Annotated in this window: 14 protein-coding genes; 1 reads left to right on the forward strand and 13 read right to left on the reverse strand. The window is 67.4% G+C overall.

Translation table 11 applies throughout. From position 1 onward, the window contains the following. Positions 1-298: 298 nt before the first annotated feature. From ACFOSH_RS36200 to ACFOSH_RS36210, 3 genes are read right to left on the reverse strand one after another with little or no spacing between them, the layout of a single operon-like run. Positions 299-2,476, reverse strand: a complete 2,178-nt coding sequence (locus ACFOSH_RS36200; protein WP_378244848.1) for a xanthine dehydrogenase family protein molybdopterin-binding subunit — start codon at positions 2,474-2,476, stop codon at positions 299-301. Beyond that, positions 2,473-3,435, reverse strand: a complete 963-nt coding sequence (locus ACFOSH_RS36205) for an FAD binding domain-containing protein (protein WP_378244850.1) — start codon at positions 3,433-3,435, stop codon at positions 2,473-2,475. Before ACFOSH_RS36205 ends, ACFOSH_RS36200 begins: the two co-directional genes overlap by 4 nt. Beyond that, positions 3,422-3,874 carry a (2Fe-2S)-binding protein gene (locus ACFOSH_RS36210; RefSeq protein ID WP_378244852.1) on the reverse strand — a complete coding sequence of 151 codons (453 nt, stop codon included), beginning with the start codon at positions 3,872-3,874 and terminating at the stop codon, positions 3,422-3,424. The genes ACFOSH_RS36205 and ACFOSH_RS36210 overlap by 14 nt, the downstream gene beginning before the upstream one ends. A 223-nt stretch (positions 3,875-4,097) precedes the next feature. Here ACFOSH_RS36210 and ACFOSH_RS36215 point away from each other — a divergent pair, with 223 nt between their 5' ends. After that, the gene (locus ACFOSH_RS36215; protein ID WP_378244854.1) at positions 4,098-4,673 is read left to right on the forward strand and encodes a TetR/AcrR family transcriptional regulator; all 576 of its coding nucleotides are present in this window, start codon (positions 4,098-4,100) and stop codon (positions 4,671-4,673) included. Positions 4,674-4,798: 125 nt separating this feature from the next. Here the strand turns inward: ACFOSH_RS36215 and ACFOSH_RS36220 are convergent, their stop codons facing one another. The 10 genes from ACFOSH_RS36220 to ACFOSH_RS36265 form a co-directional block, all read right to left on the reverse strand. Beyond that, a complete protein-coding gene (locus tag ACFOSH_RS36220; protein WP_378244856.1) occupies positions 4,799-6,388 on the reverse strand; it encodes a carbamoyl phosphate synthase preATP-grasp domain-containing protein in 1,590 nt (529 codons plus the stop codon). A 16-nt stretch (positions 6,389-6,404) separates the two neighbouring features. Continuing rightward, complete coding sequence (locus ACFOSH_RS36225; RefSeq protein WP_378244858.1) at positions 6,405-7,733, reverse strand: MFS transporter; 1,329 nt, start codon at positions 7,731-7,733, stop codon at positions 6,405-6,407. Beyond that, the gene (locus ACFOSH_RS36230) at positions 7,730-8,548 is read right to left on the reverse strand and encodes an inositol monophosphatase family protein (RefSeq protein ID WP_378244860.1); all 819 of its coding nucleotides are present in this window, start codon (positions 8,546-8,548) and stop codon (positions 7,730-7,732) included. Before ACFOSH_RS36230 ends, ACFOSH_RS36225 begins: the two co-directional genes overlap by 4 nt. Continuing rightward, complete coding sequence (locus ACFOSH_RS36235) at positions 8,545-9,003, reverse strand: NUDIX hydrolase (RefSeq protein WP_378244862.1); 459 nt, start codon at positions 9,001-9,003, stop codon at positions 8,545-8,547. The genes ACFOSH_RS36230 and ACFOSH_RS36235 overlap by 4 nt, the downstream gene beginning before the upstream one ends. Beyond that, positions 9,000-10,172: a DegT/DnrJ/EryC1/StrS family aminotransferase gene (locus tag ACFOSH_RS36240; RefSeq protein ID WP_378244864.1), complete on the reverse strand. Its 1,173-nt coding sequence runs from the start codon at positions 10,170-10,172 to the stop codon at positions 9,000-9,002. Before ACFOSH_RS36240 ends, ACFOSH_RS36235 begins: the two co-directional genes overlap by 4 nt. A 44-nt stretch (positions 10,173-10,216) precedes the next feature. Beyond that, complete coding sequence (locus tag ACFOSH_RS36245) at positions 10,217-11,206, reverse strand: NAD-dependent epimerase/dehydratase family protein (protein ID WP_378244866.1); 990 nt, start codon at positions 11,204-11,206, stop codon at positions 10,217-10,219. Then, entirely contained in the window at positions 11,203-13,536 is a 2,334-nt protein-coding gene (gene hypF / locus ACFOSH_RS36250) for a carbamoyltransferase HypF (protein ID WP_378244868.1), read from the reverse strand. The genes ACFOSH_RS36245 and hypF overlap by 4 nt, the downstream gene beginning before the upstream one ends. Before the next feature lie 12 nt (positions 13,537-13,548). Next, entirely contained in the window at positions 13,549-14,574 is a 1,026-nt protein-coding gene (gene hypE, locus ACFOSH_RS36255; protein WP_378244870.1) for a hydrogenase expression/formation protein HypE, read from the reverse strand. A gap of 52 nt (positions 14,575-14,626) precedes the next feature. Continuing rightward, entirely contained in the window at positions 14,627-15,217 is a 591-nt protein-coding gene (locus ACFOSH_RS36260; protein ID WP_378244872.1) for a cysteine hydrolase, read from the reverse strand. 674 nt (positions 15,218-15,891) lie between these two features. Further along, positions 15,892-16,491, reverse strand: a complete 600-nt coding sequence (locus ACFOSH_RS36265) for a TetR/AcrR family transcriptional regulator (protein ID WP_378244874.1) — start codon at positions 16,489-16,491, stop codon at positions 15,892-15,894. Positions 16,492-16,832 lie beyond the last annotated feature (341 nt).

Consider the following 16,832-nt stretch of genomic DNA (forward strand, 5'->3'; position numbering starts at 1 on the left):
GTTCCGGGGATCCCGGGCTGGGGATGGTCAGCTCCGCGTACGTGCGAGCGGTCAGCAGACCGTGCGGACGCGACGGGTTCAAGCCGGTCAGGCACAGCGGCACACTCGATCTCGTCAACATCTCGTCGAGCGGGGCCGTGCGCTCGTCCGCCCGGATCCACAGCACCGCGCCGAGGGCGGCCCGAGGCCCCAACCTCCGGCATCAGGCGGGCGGTCAATCGCCTCGAAGTGTCCCCTGTAGACAGTGATGGCCTCCTTCACCGTACTCGGGAAGGAGGCCATCACGGACCGGTAAGCGCTACGACTCCTCGAGTAGGTCCTCGATCTGGATGGGGATGTGCCGCACCCGGATGCCGGTCGCGTTGTGGACTGCGTTCGCGATGGCCGCCGCCATCCCGACGGTGCCGATCTCGCCCAGTCCCTTCGCGCCGACAGAATTGTGCAGCGTGTCCGGGTACTCGACGAAATGGACGTCGACCTCGGGGATGTCCGCGTTCACCGGGATCAGGTAGCTCGCGAAGTCACCGTTGGCGAATCGGCCGTTGGCCTCGATCTCGAGCCCCTCGTGCAGAGCCGCCGACACACCCCAGATCATGCCCCCGACGATCTGGCTGCGAGCGGCCGTCGGGTTGATGATCCGGCCCGCGTCGAACACGCCGAGCATGCGGGACACCCGGATCTCGCGCGTCCACTTGTGCACGCGGACTTCGCAGAACTGGGCACCGAAGGAGCTGAAGGAATGCTTCGTCAGCTCCTCGCCGGGAGCCGACGAACCGGTCACGGAGATCGACGGACGGTTCAGCGTCCGGAGCAGCTCACCAAAGCTCATCGTCCGGCCTTCGGCCAGCACCTGGCCGTCCGCGTAGGAGACGTCCATCCCTTCGAACGGCGCGCCCGGGGAGGACGCCAGTTTCAGCAGGTCGTCGATCGCCTTGGCGGCGGCGACCATGATGGCCGTGCCGGCGCTCGCGGTGGCTGTCGAGCCGCCGGACATACCGCCGGGCGGCAGTGTCGAATCGCCGAGCCGCGGCACCACCCGATCCGGCGAGATGTCCAGCGATTCCCCGCCGACCAGGGAAAGCACGGTCAGCAGGCCGGTTCCCGGATCCGCTCCGCTGGTCGCGACGATGGCCGTGTCGTCGGGAAGCAGCGTGATCTCGACCGTGGCCGGGAACCGCAGCGCGGGGAACATCGCGGTGGCTGTGCCGATGCCCACGAGCCAGTCACCGTCGGTCCGGCCCTGGGGCAAGCGGTCCGACCAGCCGAAGCGGGCCGCGCCGACGCGGAAGCATTCGTCGAGGTGTTTGCTCGACCACTGCAGATCCTTGCCGGGCGGCGCGTTCGAGTTGTTCCGCTGGCGCAACTCGATCGGGTCCATGCCCAGCGCGACCGCGAGCTCGTCGATGGCACTCTCCAGCGCGAACGACCCGGGTGCCTCGCCCGGTGCCCGCATGAACGTCGTCGGCGGGATGTTCAGCGGCACGATCTTCTGGCTGATGCCCAGGTTCCGGGTGGCGTACCACTCACGCGAGGTGCCGTGTGACGTCGGCTCGACGAACGACCGGTCGGCCGCTGTGCTGCACCAGGAGTCGTGACGCAGGGCGTTGAGCGTGCCGTCGTGGTCCGCGCCGAGGGCGACCTTCTGCACGGTCGCGGCACGGCCCGCGGTCGCGGTGAAGACCTGTTCCCGGCTGAGCGCGGCTTTCACCGGCCTGTCCAGGACCCTGGCCGCCGCGGCCGCCAGGAACGCCGGCGTGGACGTGCGGCCCTTGCCGCCGAAAGCCCCGCCCACGAAGGGATTCACCGCGTGCACTTCGGACGGTTTCGTGCCCAGCGCGTCCGCCAGCTCCGCCGCCTGGAGGTCGGATGCCTGGTTTCCGCTGTGGATCGTCAGGCCGTCCGGACCCCACACCGCGACCGCGGAATGCGGTTCCATCGCGGCGTGATTCTGGGTCGCGGTGGTGTACGTGGCCTCGACGACCACCGAACTCGCCGCCAAAGCGTCCTCAATGGACTCGACGTCGGGAGCGAGGACGGCGAGGGTCGACGGCGAACCGTCCCTCGCGGCGGGTGCGTCTTCGGCCGAAGCGAGGCCGTCCTGCAACGAGGTCAGCGCGGGCCGGGACCGATAGGAGACCTCGACCAGCATCGCCGCGTCACGGGCCTGTTCGTAGGTCTCGGCCACCACGAAGCCGATCGGCTGGCCGTAGTAGGCGACTTCCTTGTCCTGCAAAGGAACCCAGGTCTCACCCATGAACGCCGTGGACGGTGTGCGCAGCTCCAGCGGGTCGAAAGGCGAGTACACGCCGATCACGCCCGGAGCGCCCTTCGCCGCCGTGACGTCCATCGCCTCGATCTCGCCGTGGGCGATCGTACTGAGCACGACATAGCCGTGAACCAGTCCGGGGAAGGTGTGGTCCGCCCCGTATTCGGCCTGGCCGGTGACCTTCAGCGGCCCGTCCACCCGGCTGGTCATGAGCGGCTCCCCTCGGTCAGTTCGAGCAGTGCGCGGACGATGGTCCGGCGCAGCAAAGACGGTTTGAATCCGTTCCCGGACAAGGGGCGCGCGCCCTCGGTGGCCAGTGCCGCGGCGCTTTCGAAAGCGGCGACGGTCGCGGGCGCGCCACGCAAGGCCGCCTCGACCTCGGGCAGCCGCCACGGCACGGTCGCCACGCCACCCGCCGCGACCCTGGCGTCGACGATGCGTGAGTCCTCGACGTGCAGCGCGACCGCGGCCGAACACAGCGCGAACTCGTAGGACTGCCTGTCCCGCACCTTGACGTAGGTGGAGTTCGACGCCCAATCCAGCCGTGGGACCACGACCTCGGCGATCAGTTCACCGGGGCGCAGGTCGTTCTCCACCTCGGGGGTGTCGCCGGGCTGACGATAGAAATCGCCCAGTTCGACGGTCCGGGTTCCGGTCTCGCTGACCAGCCGGAGCCGCGCGTCGAGAGCGACCAGGGCGACGGCCACGTCACTGGCGTGCGTCGCGACGCACGAATCGCTGGTGCCCAGCACGGCGTGCATCCGGTTGGCGCCCGAGATCGCCGGGCAGCCGCTGCCCGGCACCCGCCGGTTGCACGGCATGGAGACGTCCCGGAAGTACGAGCAGCGCGTGCGCTGCATCAGGTTCCCGCCGATACTCGCCATGTTCCGGATCTGCTGGGACGCGCTGAGCAGCAACGCCCGGGAGATCGCCGGGTACACGCCCGGATGGCCGGCGATGTCGCCCATCCGCTCCAGCGCGCCGAGCCGCAGCCCGTCGGCGGTGTCGATGCCACGCAACGGCACCGCGTTGATGTCCAAGACCTGCTGCGGTGTCAGGACATTGAGTTTCATCAGGTCGACGAGCGTGGTCCCTCCCGCCAAGAACGTGCCTGGCGAGGAGACAGCGGCTTCGACGGTCTCGGGTGCGAGCAGCTCAAAGGGACGCATCGGCCCGCCTCGCCTGCTCGACCGCCGCGATGATGTTCGGGTACGCCGCGCATCGGCACAGGTTGCCGGACATGAACTCGCGGACGTCCTGGACATCTTGTTCGACGGCGGCGACCGCCGACATGATCTGCCCGGACGTGCAGAAACCGCACTGGAGGGCGTCCTGGTCGACGAACGCCTGCTGGACCGGATGCAGCCCGTCCGCCGTGGACAGGGCTTCGACCGTGGTCACCGGCTGCTTCACGGTGGCGGCCAGGGTGAGACAGGAGAGCACGGGCCGTCCGCCGACGTGCACCGTGCAGGCGCCGCACTGCCCCCGGTCGCAACCTTTCTTCGGGCCTGTCACGGCGAGCCGCTCCCGCAGCGTGTCCAGCAGCGTCACCCCGGGATCGACACTCAGGTGTTCCGTCCTGCCATTGACTTCGAGTGAGATGTCCACTGGATCTCTTTCCGCCGATCGCGTGGGCCGAGGGCCCGACGGCGTAGGTTGAGGTGGTGGGGAGTCTGTTCGAGTTTGAACCGGATATTCATCCGCTACGATTTTCAAGTTAGCGGAACGCAATCCGCTCCGCAATGTCGGTGCTCGCTGCTGGAGTCGCTCCAGGTCCCTGGGTTCGTCGGCTACATTCACCGGAGAACGGGATCGGCGGACAGGAGAGGCGATGACGACGGGATCGGTGAATCCCCGGCGTGCGGACACCCGGCGCAACCACGAGCGCATCCTCGCCACGGCGGCCAAGTCCTTGGCCGGGTCGGGCGAGGTCTCCTTCAACGCCATCGCGAAACAAGCCGAAGTCGGCGTCGGCACGGTGTACCGGCACTTCCCGACCCCGGAGGCCCTCATCCTGGCGGTCTACCAGCGCGAGGTGCGCCAGCTCGTCGACATCGTGCCCGCCCTGCTCGAAAAGTACCCGCCGGAGCAGGCCTTCCGAGTGTGGACCACCGATCATCTGGCGCACTACATGATGACCAAACGCGGCCTGGCCGACGCTCTGCGCGTCGCGACGAGCTCCCGTGGAGAGCTGCCCGCCGGAGCCTACGAGGCGATGGTCGGCGCGGTCTACACGCTGTTGAAGGCCAACGTCGATGCCGGAACTGTCCGTTCGGACCTGAAACCCGAGACCGTCCTGCGCGGTCTGGGCGGCCTGCTGTACCTCGACCCGAACGGCGAGTGGCGGCGCGACGTGGCGAGCCTCCTCGACCTGCTGTGGCGCGGGATGGCCAGGCCCGGTCCGTGAAGGCCTCCTTGCCTACGCTGAAGGTAGGGAAGGAGGCCTTCACGGACCTCCAGGCGACCGGAGTGCCGGAACGTCGTGGGGAGAGTCTCGTGAGTGGTAAGTCGCGTTAGAACGACACTTACCACTCACGACCACAGCTCTGCGATGTGCTCCTGCAGCGAGACGACACTCGCCTCGCCACGGTCGACGGCTTCGATCCCCTGCACCGCGGCGGCGAAACCCCGGACCGTGCCGAACCAGGGGATCCCGCACGCCGCCGCAGCGGCACGGATGCCCTGCTCGACGGCCAAGGTGTCGACGACCAGCACGATCTCACCGGTCATCACGATATCCACAATGGAGGGTTCGCTGACGATCGTGACAGGCACGCCGAAGTAGCGAAGGACCTTCCCGTTTCCTTCGGTGACAAGGATTTCGAAACCGCTGTCCGCCAGCGCCTTCACCGGGAAGATCATCGCCCGGTTGTCGCGACCGGCGAACGAGACGAACGCTCGGCCTTTGGTGGGCAACGGCCCGGACGCGGCGGCCCACGACTTGGCGTAAGCGATGCCGAAAGTCGAGTCGATGCCCATCACCTCGCCCTGCTTCACCGCGACAGCGGCGCCCGGAGGGAAGACGCCGCCGTCACCGACGGCAGGCAGGAGGCCCTCGGCGCGCAGATCGGCGATGCGGGCCCCGAGCGTCACCCGTGCGGCGGCCTGGGTCAGCGGCACACCGGTGGCCTTCGACACGAAGGGGACGGTGCGGCCGACCTGCGGATTCGCGTCCAGTACACAAAGGACACCCGACGCGAGCGCGTACCGGACGTTCAACGGTCCGCGCAGCCCGATGCTCTCGGCCAGGACGCGGGTGGACTCGCGGATCCGGGTGAGGTCGGCGCGGCCGAGAGTGATCGGCGGTAGCGCGCACGCCGCCTCGAACCACTCCATCACTCCGCCCAGGTACAATTCGTAGCCGTCGTAAAGAGCGTCGACCTCGATCGCGTCGCCCGGGAATCGGCCTGCTGGATCCGGCGGGAGCAATTCGGCGGCGTGGTCAAGGCTCAGCTCGGAACCGAGTTCGTCCAGTGTGCGGCCGATGGCCACCTTCGCGGCGAGCGTGCTGGACCTGACCACCCGAGGGTCGAATCCGGTCACGACCATCCGGCCGCCGCACGGGTCGACCGCGAATCCGACGGTGCAGCCGCCGGGGCCGGTACCGACCGCCCGGGCCACCTCGACGGCCACGTCACGCATCCGCCGATTCGGCGTCACGGCCGAAACGACCGCCACCTTGTCATCGCGGTCCCGCACGACTTCGAGCTCGTACTTCTTCCAGCCGGGTACGGCCGCCGTCCGTGTCACCTCGGCACCTGCGCGCCTGACGATGCGGGCGAGCTCCACACGGTTCTCGCCGAGAAGGATCGCGTCCATGCCGGTGCCGAGGAGTTCGACGCCATACCGGGCCAGCACACCGGACTCGTACAGGGCGACAGCGGTGTCGAGCGCGGCCTTCCCGCCGAGGGTGGGCAACAGGGCGTCCGGCCGTTCCCTGGCGATGACGTTCTCGATCGTGCCGGGATCGACCGGCTCCAGGTAGGTGGAATCAGCGAACGTCGGGTCGGTCGTCGCCGTCGACGAATTGCCGTCGACCACCGTGAGCCGCAGGCCCTCCGCCTTGAGCGCCCGGCACGCCGGGGCGGCGTGGCCGAGCAGGATCGGACCGGAACCGATCACCAGCACCGACCGTGGCTCAGGACGCCGCGGCATGGGTGTCGTCGGTGGCGGGCCAGCGCCTGCCCGCTTCCCAATAGGACTGGACCTCGTCGAGCGAGCGGCCCTTCGTTTCCGGCGCGACGAAGAACACGAAGATCCAGGCCAGCGCGGTGATGGCCAAGAGGACGAGGAAGGTGAGCAGGCCACCGATGGCGTTGAGTACATCGAGGAAGAACTGGGCCACGAACAGGTTCGTCGTGAGGTTCGTCAGGAGCATCACCGACGCTCCGGCGCCTCGGAGGTGATCCGGGAACCCTTCGGCCGCGAAGATCCACACCAGCGATCCGAAGCCTGAGTTGAAGCCGACGATGAAGGCGATGAGACCGAGAAAACCGACCACACCAGGAGAATGGGCGACGAACCCGATCACCAGCAGCGCGTGCCCCAGCCCCATCAAGGCGGTGCCGGTGAGCAGCACCGGCCGCCGTCCGAACCGGTCGATCGTCAGTGCGCAGACGAGCGCCGCGGCGGCACCGGCCAGCTGGACGAAACCGGGCAGGACGAGCAGTCCGAAGTCGTCGGTGTAGCCGATGTGCTGAAAGATCCGCGGGCTGAAGAAGACCATCGCGTTGATACCCGTCGCCTGAACGAAGAAGCCCAGCGTGACGACGAAGAACGTGAGTTTCCGATAGCGCGGACCGACTATGCCGCGTACGGCACCCGCCGGGCGTGAGACCGCCGAACCTGCCTCACGCTCCTGCCGGAGCTGTCGCCATCGGTTGGTTTCGGGGAGCCCCAGCAGCCACAGCGCGGCGGCGAGGGCGAGAACGCCGGGAATGGCGAGCATCAGCCGCCACTGGCCGCTGTCCGTGAGGAAGTAGCCGCCGAAGTAACCCATCGCTATCCCGACGGAGGTCGCCACCTGATAGAGGACCGCGATGCGCCCGCGAGCGCGCGTCGTGGCCGATTCGGCGATGAAGATCGGAGTGGTCACGATCGCGATGCCGATCGCGGTGCCCTGCCCGAACCGACCCGCGCCCAGCCACAGCGGGTTCCCCGCGGTGGCGGCCAGGCCGGTCGCCACCAGGTACAGGAGTGTCAAGCCGAGCAGGGTCCGGCGGCGGCCGAGGGTGTTGACGAGCCTGCTGCCCAGGAGGGCGCCGACGATCCAGCCCGCCGCCGTGGCGGCATACAGCGAACCCTGCTGTGTCGTCGTGAGTTCGAAGTGGTCGGTGACCAGCAGCAGCGCACCCGCCATCGCGGTCGCGTCGTATCCGCAGGTCAGGCCCAGGATCAGGGCGAAGAGGCTCACCTTGGTGTCCTGCCCGTGCCGGACGGCTCCGGGTGACGGCGAACCGCCCGTCACCCGGGAATCACCGTTCTCAGCGCGGTCATCACGGCGGGATGCACACTGGCCGAAGCCAGGCAGACTTCGAAGACCTGATCCGCCTTCGCGAGAGGGACGGAGAGATCCAACGGCTTGCCGTCGAGATCGGTGCAGACGGCGCCGCACTCCCCCAGTACGCACAGCGCGGCCGCGACATCCCAGATCCGGCAGCCGCGATGCACGAACGCCCCGTAGGCGCCGTCCGCCACCATGCAGAGGTCGAAGACACTGTTGCTCATGCGGACGCCGAGGCAGGCCGTCCCGAGCGCCGCGGCGATCCTGCCTTCGACGGCCATCAGGCCGGGCGGCCCCTTGTCCATTCCGAACGCCACCAACGACCTGTCGGGGCCGGTGTCCGGAAGCGGTCCGAGCGGATGTCCGTTCCGGGTGGCTCCCCGGCCGGACTCGGCGACGTACACGGTGTCGAACGCCGGCAACGCGAGGCCGCCCGCGAGGACACCCTCGGCGCCGACCGCCGCCATCATCACGCCGTAGAGCGGGCTGCCCGCGGCGTAATTGCTCGTGCCGTCCAACGGGTCCACGATCCAGGTGACCGCGCCGTCGCCCGGTGTCCCGCCGCTTTCCTCCTCAAGGATCGCGTGCCGCGGATACCTTTCCCCGATCCGCCCGGTCAGCATCGCTCCGATCGCCAGATCGGTCTCCGTCACGATCTGGTTCACGTCGGACGGCTTGACCGTCGCCTCGCCGACGCCCCTCATCCCGATGGCCACTTTGGACGCTTCGCGAAGACAGGTCTCGATGAACTCCGCGAAGCCGGGATCCGGCGCGGTCATGGCGCGACCTTGGCGTACTCCGCGATGATGGGCTGCTCCGGGGTGATCACGGTGTCCGGGATCTCGTCCAGCCCGAAGAAACGCCAGGTGCTGTTCTCCGCGGTGTCCAGGACGATGGTGGCGTCTTCCGGAAGCCGGGCCACATAGGCGGCGGTGATGTTGTAGATCTCGTCACCGTTCGGATAGCGGTAGTAGTACTCGGCTCCGGAAAAGAGCCCCAGCAGGTTCAGGTCGCCGATCTCCAGCCCGATCTCCTCCCTGACCTCCCGCCGCCCGGTCTCTTCGAACGACTCCCCCGGCTCCATGAGACCGCCGGGCAGCCCCCAGCCGCCGGTGTCGACCCGCTCCAGGAGCAGGACGCGGCCGTCCGGATCGGTGACCACGACCGAGGTTCCGGGAAGGATCAGCGGCCGGGTTCCGACCAGTTTCCGCAGGTCCGCCACGTAGTCGTTCACGATGCTTTACCGCCTGCTTTCTGTGCTGTCGCGTGTATTTCGCGAATGAGCTCGCAGATCTCGTCGACGATCCGCGCGGGCATGTGAGAGTAGAGCGGCAGCGTGATCATGCTCGAAGCCAGTTCCTCCGTCACGGACAGATCAGCGACGGCGGGCACGTTCCGGTAGGCGGTCTGCTGGTGCAATGCCGGGCTGAAGTACTTGCGAGTGCTGACGTTCTCCCGTCCCAGCCGCTCGGCCAGCGCGTCACGGTTCATCCCGAAACGGGCGGCGTCGACGCGGATCCCCAGGTCCTTGTACGAACTCGCGGCGCCCTCCGGAACCGTCTGGAACTCCAGGCCGGGCAGTCCCTCCAACCGGGAGCGATAACCCCCCGCCAGGGAGCGCCTGATATCGAGCCAGCGGGAGAACCGTTTGAGCGCGTGGACACCCATGAAACCGGAGACCTCCGTCATCCGGCCGTTGAGCCCGACGAACCGGCTGTCGTAGTCACCGGGATTGCCGTAATCGCGCGCCATCCTCAGCCGGGTGGCGAGCGCGGTGTCGTTCGTCGTGATCAGCCCGCCCTCGCCGGTGCTGAGGGTTTTGGTCGGGCTGAGGCTGAACACCTCGGCCACACCCTTGCCACCGACCATGGTCCCGTCGGGATATCGGCTGCCGAAGCCGTGCGCGGCGTCGATGATCAGCGGAATTCCCCGGGAGTCACACAGTTCTTGCAGTGACCCGGTGTCGCAGGGGACGCCGAAAGTGTGCACCGCCAACACGCCTGCCGCCTGCCCCACGAGCGGCGCGACCGCGGCCGGGTCGAGAGTCCAGGTGCGGGGATCCGCGTCGGCGAACCGGACCCGGTTCCCCGACCAGCGAACGGCGTGTCCCGAAGCCATGAAGGTGAAACTCGGGACGACGATGTCGCCGCTCAGCTCCAGGCAGCGGAACACGAGCATCAGCCCGGTCGTGCAGCTGCTGACCGCGACCGCGTGATCGACACCCAGGTACGCGCCCGCGGCTTCCTCGAATTCCCTTACGTACCGCCCGTTCGTGAGCATGCCCGACCGGAGGATCTCCTTGACGGCCAGCTCCATCTCGGCATCGGCTTCCACGGTCGGGCGGACCATGGGGACGAGCTCGGCGAAGCGTCTGGACCGGGTGTCGGTGCTGAGGTCGGTCATGGTCGGGCTCCTGAGGGTGGAGGACGGAAACGCGGAAGGCGTGCCTATGCCGAGACCGGGTCCACACGCTGGGCCACCGCGGTCAGGTAGTTGCTGTACCGAGAGGTGGCGAAGTCCGAGTACTTCCCTTCGCGCATGGCGTCCCGGATCTCCCGCACCGTGTCGATGACCCGGCGGCTCGGTGTGAAGCCCAGATCCCGGCGGATGGGGTCGAAATTCACCCGATAGTTCCGCGGGTCCGTGCGCTCTTCGAGGATCTCCATGCGGACACCGGCGATCTCCTCGGCGATCAGCTTGCCGACGGCGTCCATGCGGTAGTTCTCTTCGCCGAACCCGCAGTTGTAGATACTCGGGGCGGCATACCTGCCGTCCTGGAGTACCAGGTGGACCGCCGCGGCCGCGTCCTCGACGTGCAGGAAAGGCCGCCACTGGGTCCCGCCGTGCACGGTGACGCTGCCGTGCTCGACGGCGTTGGCCGTCATGATGTTGACCGCGAGATCGAACCTCATCCGCGGGGACAGTCCGTGGATGGTGGCGAAACGCAGCAGCCGGGGACGGAGTTCGTCGCCGGGCAGGGAAAGCAGATAGTGCTCGGACAGCACCTTGGATTCCGCGTAGACGGACTGGGGTGCCATGGGCGACCAGACATCCACCTCCGCGTCCGCCGTGAAGCCGTAGTTGCTGCAGGTGGACGCGAAGACCAGCGACCGCACTCCGGCCCGGCGGCAGGCTTCGGCGACGCGGATTGTGCCGAGGTAGTTGACCTCCCACGCGACGTCCGGGTCGACACCGCAGGCGGGATCGCCCACGATCGCCGCCAGATGCACGACCGCGTCCACACCGTCGAGCGCCTTATCCCAAGAGCCGGCCTCACGGACGTCGCCATCGATGTAAGTGACCCCGGACAGCGCGAGCTCCGGACCGCCGACCAGGCCGTTGTCGAGGACCACGACTTCCGATCCGGACTGACGGAGTCTCCGGGTCAGCACCGAGCCGATGTACCCTCGTCCCCCGGTGATCAGGTACTTCTTCATCGCGCGTTGTCTCCCAGCCTGGCGTCGGCCACCACGATCTGGCCGAGCGAAATGCCGCCGTCGTTGGTCGGCACCTGCTGATGGCAGTGCGGGTCGAATCCCGCTTTGTGTAGCTCCACCATGCAGTTGACCAGCAGGAACTCGTTCAGGAACACGCCACCGGAGAGCACCACTTGACGGGTTCCGGACTCGTGGAGCCCGTGACATCGGCCGACGACCATGTCAACCACGGCCGAATGGAAACGACGGCTCATCGTGGCGGCGTCCAGCCCCGCCGCGTGGTCCGCGGCGAGCGCCCGGATCACCGGCCGAGGATCGATTTCCTGGTCGTTCCCCCCGAATCGGTACCGCTCTCCCGCCTCGGCCATGGTGAAGTCGCGTTCGAGCAGCCCCTCCAGCTCGATCGGGCCCTGCGCTTCGTACTCGGCGCGTGTGGTGATGGCGAGCAGAGCGGCGACGCCGTCGAACAGCCGGCCCATGCTGGAGGCGGGCGGTGCGTTGATCCCGCGTCGCGCCATGGTGGCGAAGACATGCCGCTGCTGTTCGTCGAGGATCTTAAGCACTGGAAAGGCGTCGACCGCCGCGGAAGTCTCGCCGAACGCGTCCAGCGCCAGCGCGAAACCAGTCCTGATCGGTTCGGTGACCGCCTTGTCGCCGCCCAGGAGCGGTACGGTCCGCAGGTGCGCGACGCGGCGGGCTTCGCGATAGTCGCCGAGAAGGAACTCGCCACCCCAAATGGTGCCGTCGTCGCCGTATCCGGTGCCGTCGAAGATGACCCCGATGGCCTGGCCGCGAAGCCTGTTCTCCACCATACAAGAGGCCATGTGCGCGTGGTGATGCTGGACCGGGACGACCTGGTCGAAGGCTTCACCCTGTTCCTGGAAAGCGAACCGGGTCGCGCGGAACTGAGGGTGCAGGTCCACGGCGGCGTGACGCGGCTGAAGGTCGTGGAGGCCGGCGAGATGACCGACGGCGGCTCGATGCGCCCCGAAGGTCTCATCGTTCTTGATGTCGCCGATGTGCTGACTGACGTAGACCCGTGAGCCGCTGCTCAACGCGACAGTCGTCTTGAGTTCGGCGCCGTAGGCCACCAGCGGAGCCAGGTCGGTGCCGACCTCCACGGGATACGGCGCATAACCGCGGGACCGGCGGATGAAGCCGACCAGCGGTTCGGCGAGGTCCGGGTGCTCGGAATAGCGGACGATCGAGTCGTCGACCCGGACTTCGATGTCGCGGTCGTTGTAGAGGATCAGATCGGCGACGCCGAAGAGCTGTGCCAGCGCGTCCTCGTTGCGGTACACGATCGGGTAGCCGGAAATGTTGCCGCTGGTCATGACCAGGGTGTCCAGGCCGGGGTGGTCGACAAGAAGGTGGTGGACCGGCGCGGACGGGAGCATGATGCCGAGATTGGGATTGCGTGGGGCGATCTGCTCGGGCAACGCCAGGGATCGCTTGCGCAGCAACACGATCGGCCGGGCAGGCGAGAGCAGCAGATCAGCCTCGGCGGGACGGACCTGGGCGAAGCCTTCGACCGTGTCCAGATCGCGCGCCATCACCGCGAACGGCTTGGAGTCCCGCCGTTTACGGGTCCGGAGCCGAGCGACCGCCTCGCCGTCGCGGGCGTTGACCGCGAGGTGGAACCCGCCGACGCTCTTGACCGCGACGATCCCGCCCGAGGAGAGCGCGGCCGTGGCGGCGGCGAGCGCTTCCTCCCCCGCCGCCGTCTCGCCGCCGGAGTCCGCCAGCAACAGCCGCGGACCGCAGTCGGGGCATGCGTTCGGCTGGGCGTGATAACGACGGTCCAGCGGATCCTCGTATTCGAGGGCGCACGGGCGGCACATGGTGAAGCCGGCCATCGTGGTCACCGCCCGGTCATAGGGCAGCTCACGGATGATCGAGTACCGTGGACCGCAGTTGGTGCAGTTGATGAACGGGTAGCGGTACCGGCGGTCGGCCGGGTCACGCAACTCGGCGCGGCAGTCGGCGCAGACGTAGGAGTCGGCGGGGACGATCGTGGTCCGGACGCCGTTGTGCCTGCTCTCCCGGATGGTGAACCCGTCCGGCTTCGGCACGACCTCGGGCAGGTCGTCCACCTCGACCGCCGTGACCCGGGCCTGGGGCGGCGCCTCCGTGCTGAGGCCTTCGGTGAAGCGGCGCACCTCCTCCGGGCGGCCGGTGACCTCGATCAGCACTCCCTCGGGATCGTTGAGCACCCAGCCGGTCAGGTCGCATTTCAACGCCAGCTTGTAGACGAACGGCCGGTACCCCACGCCCTGGACCACGCCGGCCACACGGATGCTTCGCCGGACACTCGAATCACTACTCGGCATCTCGTCACCCCCTCAGCACAGACGCGGCAGTTCGGCGCCCTCGAGTTCCTCGACCACGGAGTCCCGCCCGCCCTCGTCACGCATCAGGACGAGCGGCTCCGGATCCTCCGTCACCTCGCCGATCGTCGTCGCCTCGACGCCGTACTTGTGCGAGCGGAGCACGGCCAGCACGTCCTGCTCCGCCGCCGGATCGACGAACAGGCACAGACACCCCTCGTTCGCGGCGTGAATCGCGTTGATCCCCAACATGTCGGTGGCCATCACGGTCTCGAACTGGATGGGCAGCCTCTGCTGCTCGAACCTGACGGTGTGCCCGGACGCCCTCGCGTACTCGTGCAGGACAGCGGCCAGCCCGCCGCGGGTGACGTCCCGGACCGAGTGCACAGCGCCCTCGCCGACAGTCGTCAGCAGGGTGTCCATGAGCCCGTTGAGCGGTGCGCAGTCGCTGAGCACGCGCTGCTCGAAGCCGAGACCCTCGCGGATCGAGAGCAGGTGCACCGTGTGATTGCCGATCGGTCCACTGAGGACCACCCGGTCACCGGGTCGCACGTCGCGCATCCGCAGCGGTTCGCGCTCGAAGACGCCGATGCCCGCGGTGTTGAGGTAGATCTGGTCGACCTCACCCTTCCGGACCACTTTGGTGTCACCACAGACGATCTGGACGCCCGCTTCGATGGCCGTTTCGCGGATCGAGGTGCACACCTGGTGGAGGCGGGCCATCGGCAGCCCGGTCTCCAGGATCATCCCGAGCGTCAGGTAGAGCGGCCGCGCACCGACGACGGCGAGGTCGTTCACCGTGCCACAGACCGAGATCTTGCCGATGTCCCCATTGCCGAAGAACGGCGGATCCGCCACGAACGAGTCCGTGGTCATCGCGATCCGCCCGGCGGGAACGGACAGCATCGCGCTGTCCTCCATCTCGCCGATGTACGCCTCGCCGAGTGTCTCGACGACAAAGGAGATCAACTCACCGCTGAGCTTGGCTCCGCTTCCGTGGTCGAGAACGACCTCGTCGAGGCCGGTCACCGAGCTTGCCATCGGGCGTCCTACCTTTCTTCGGGCGAGGGGCCGGAAGTCCTCCGGAAAGGGCTCAGGGAAGGGTCTTGACGACCATTCGGGGGAGTTCGCCCTTGGTGTCCAGGGTTTCCAGAATGTCCTTCGAGTCCGCGACCGTGGCGCAATACCCGGCGAGCCAGCTCAGGGAACGGTCGCGATCCTCGGTTTTGTCGGAGACGACGCATTCGGCGGGGACCCAGACGTTGTAGCCGCGGAAGAACGCGTCGGCGGCGGTGGTCTGGACGCAGATCTGGGTCTGCAGACCGGTGACCACGACGGTCTCGACGCCCGCTTCCTGAAGCAGTTCGTGCATCTTCGTCTCGTAGAAGCCGCTGTCCTTGTTCTTCTCCACGACGACGTCACCGTCGGCGAGGAACGCGGGAAGGATCGCCGCGCCCTCGGTCTCGCGTTGCAGGGGCAGGGTGCCGTCCGCCCTGCGGTTCGCGTTCGGGTCGTCGGGCAGGTTGATCAGCTGCAGGTGGTAGACCGTGTGGCCCCGGCGGCGCATCTCGTCCAGGAAGGCGATGTAGTGCGGCTGCGCGTCGGCCATCACCGCGGTGCGCTCGGGAGTCAGGTAGACCACGTCACCCTGGAGGTCGTTGGTGAGGACGGCGATTTTTCCCATGACAGCTCCTTGCCTAGAGGAATGACCGATGGAGAAACCACGCATGGAATCATGCGAAAGCGAGCAGAGAGGCCATCGCAAAGGAGTACCCCTGAATGACCGATGGTCGAACAACGAATCCCGACAGAAAGGACTCGCTCCCCCGACGCCCCCTCTTATTTCCGAATTCCCACCCAGACCGTCCGGCGACCAGAAGTCGCCGACACCTTTTGTTTACTCAGTGAATCTCACCCTGTCAAGACCCCGTTTCGGCCCGAAAAGATCAAATACTCGTCTCGCTCTGAATTCCACAGAATTCAGCTCTTCGGGATACGGATACGCGCTCCGACGGCGACCGGCTCACAGGCCTGACAGGTCCGAAATCCGCAGCATGACAAAGGGATCCCGTCCACCGGAATGTCCGCGCGATCGACCGGAGGGCGAGGGTGGACCCCTCTCGCCGACTGCGAAACCACGCGTGCCCCGCACCGTCCCTGGGCCACTTGCGACGATTGCCTACAACGAATGGATCACTGATTTTTTCGTCTCCACCATCGCGACAACGCCCGATGATCTCGATCGACAAGATCGTCCGGCTTCCATCGCGGGCGCACGAAGAAGGCGCGCTACGACATACGCACTCGCTCTGAAATGGTTTTCTGTCGCGGTTTCGAAAAGGGCCGCGAATACGGCATTCAGCTGTACGAGGGCTCGCGGACGCGCAAGTAGTCCAAGTAAAGGTCCATTGCCGCTTCGAGATGATCCGCGGATCCGGTGGACATCAGGATCGTCACGCCGCCCTGGATCGAGGCGATCAACGCGGCCGAGGCGCGGACCGGGTCGATGTCGCGAGTGATCGACCCGTTCGCCCGCATGCTCGCGATCCCCGCCTGGACCTGCCGTTGCCACTGTTCGAGCAGCCGCCTGGTCACCGCTTGCGCGGCCGGGGTGTGCCTGCCGATCTCGGTGATCAGCACCCCGAGCGGGCAGTACACGCCCTGCTGCCGGTAGCGCTCGACCACGACGTCACGCCACTGGCCCCACGCCTCCCACGAGGTCAACTGCCCGAGGTACGGCTGCTGGTCCTCGATCACCTGGCCTGCCTCCCATTCGGCCACGGCCATCAGCAGCTGTTCCTTGCCCTCCGGGAAGTAGTGGAAGAGCTGACTCTTGCCCGTTCCGCTCCGACGGCAGATGTCGTCGAGGGTCGCCGCTCCCACGCCGCGCTCGCGGATCTCGTCGGCCGCGGCGTCGATGATCCGCTGCCGCGTCGCGGCGCCTTTCTTCGTGAGCATCAGGACCTCCCGGATTTGCTTACCGTCCGCCGCCAAGGTAGGTCCAGGAAAATGTACCCGCAGGTACAGTCCTGGCCAGGGCTGTACCTGCGGGTGCGCGACGGGACGCCGCCGCTTTGGGTGCCTGAGGTACGTGAAGGACCCCTTCATTGCGCTAGGCGCAATGAAGGGGTCCTTCACGTACCTGGGGAAGGTATGAAGGTCGAGTTTCTTCGGCTGAGCCGAGGGAAGGGGGCCTTCACGCGCGGCCTTCGTGACTGCTGGTGCGCATGGGGCGAACGTGGCGATCCGGAAGTCCGTGAAGGCCTCCTTCCCTACCTTCAGGGTAGGCAAGGAGGCCT

It is taken from the genome of Amycolatopsis speibonae, assembly GCF_042647925.1.
GTDB classification, from domain to species: Bacteria; Actinomycetota; Actinomycetes; order Mycobacteriales; family Pseudonocardiaceae; genus Amycolatopsis; species Amycolatopsis speibonae.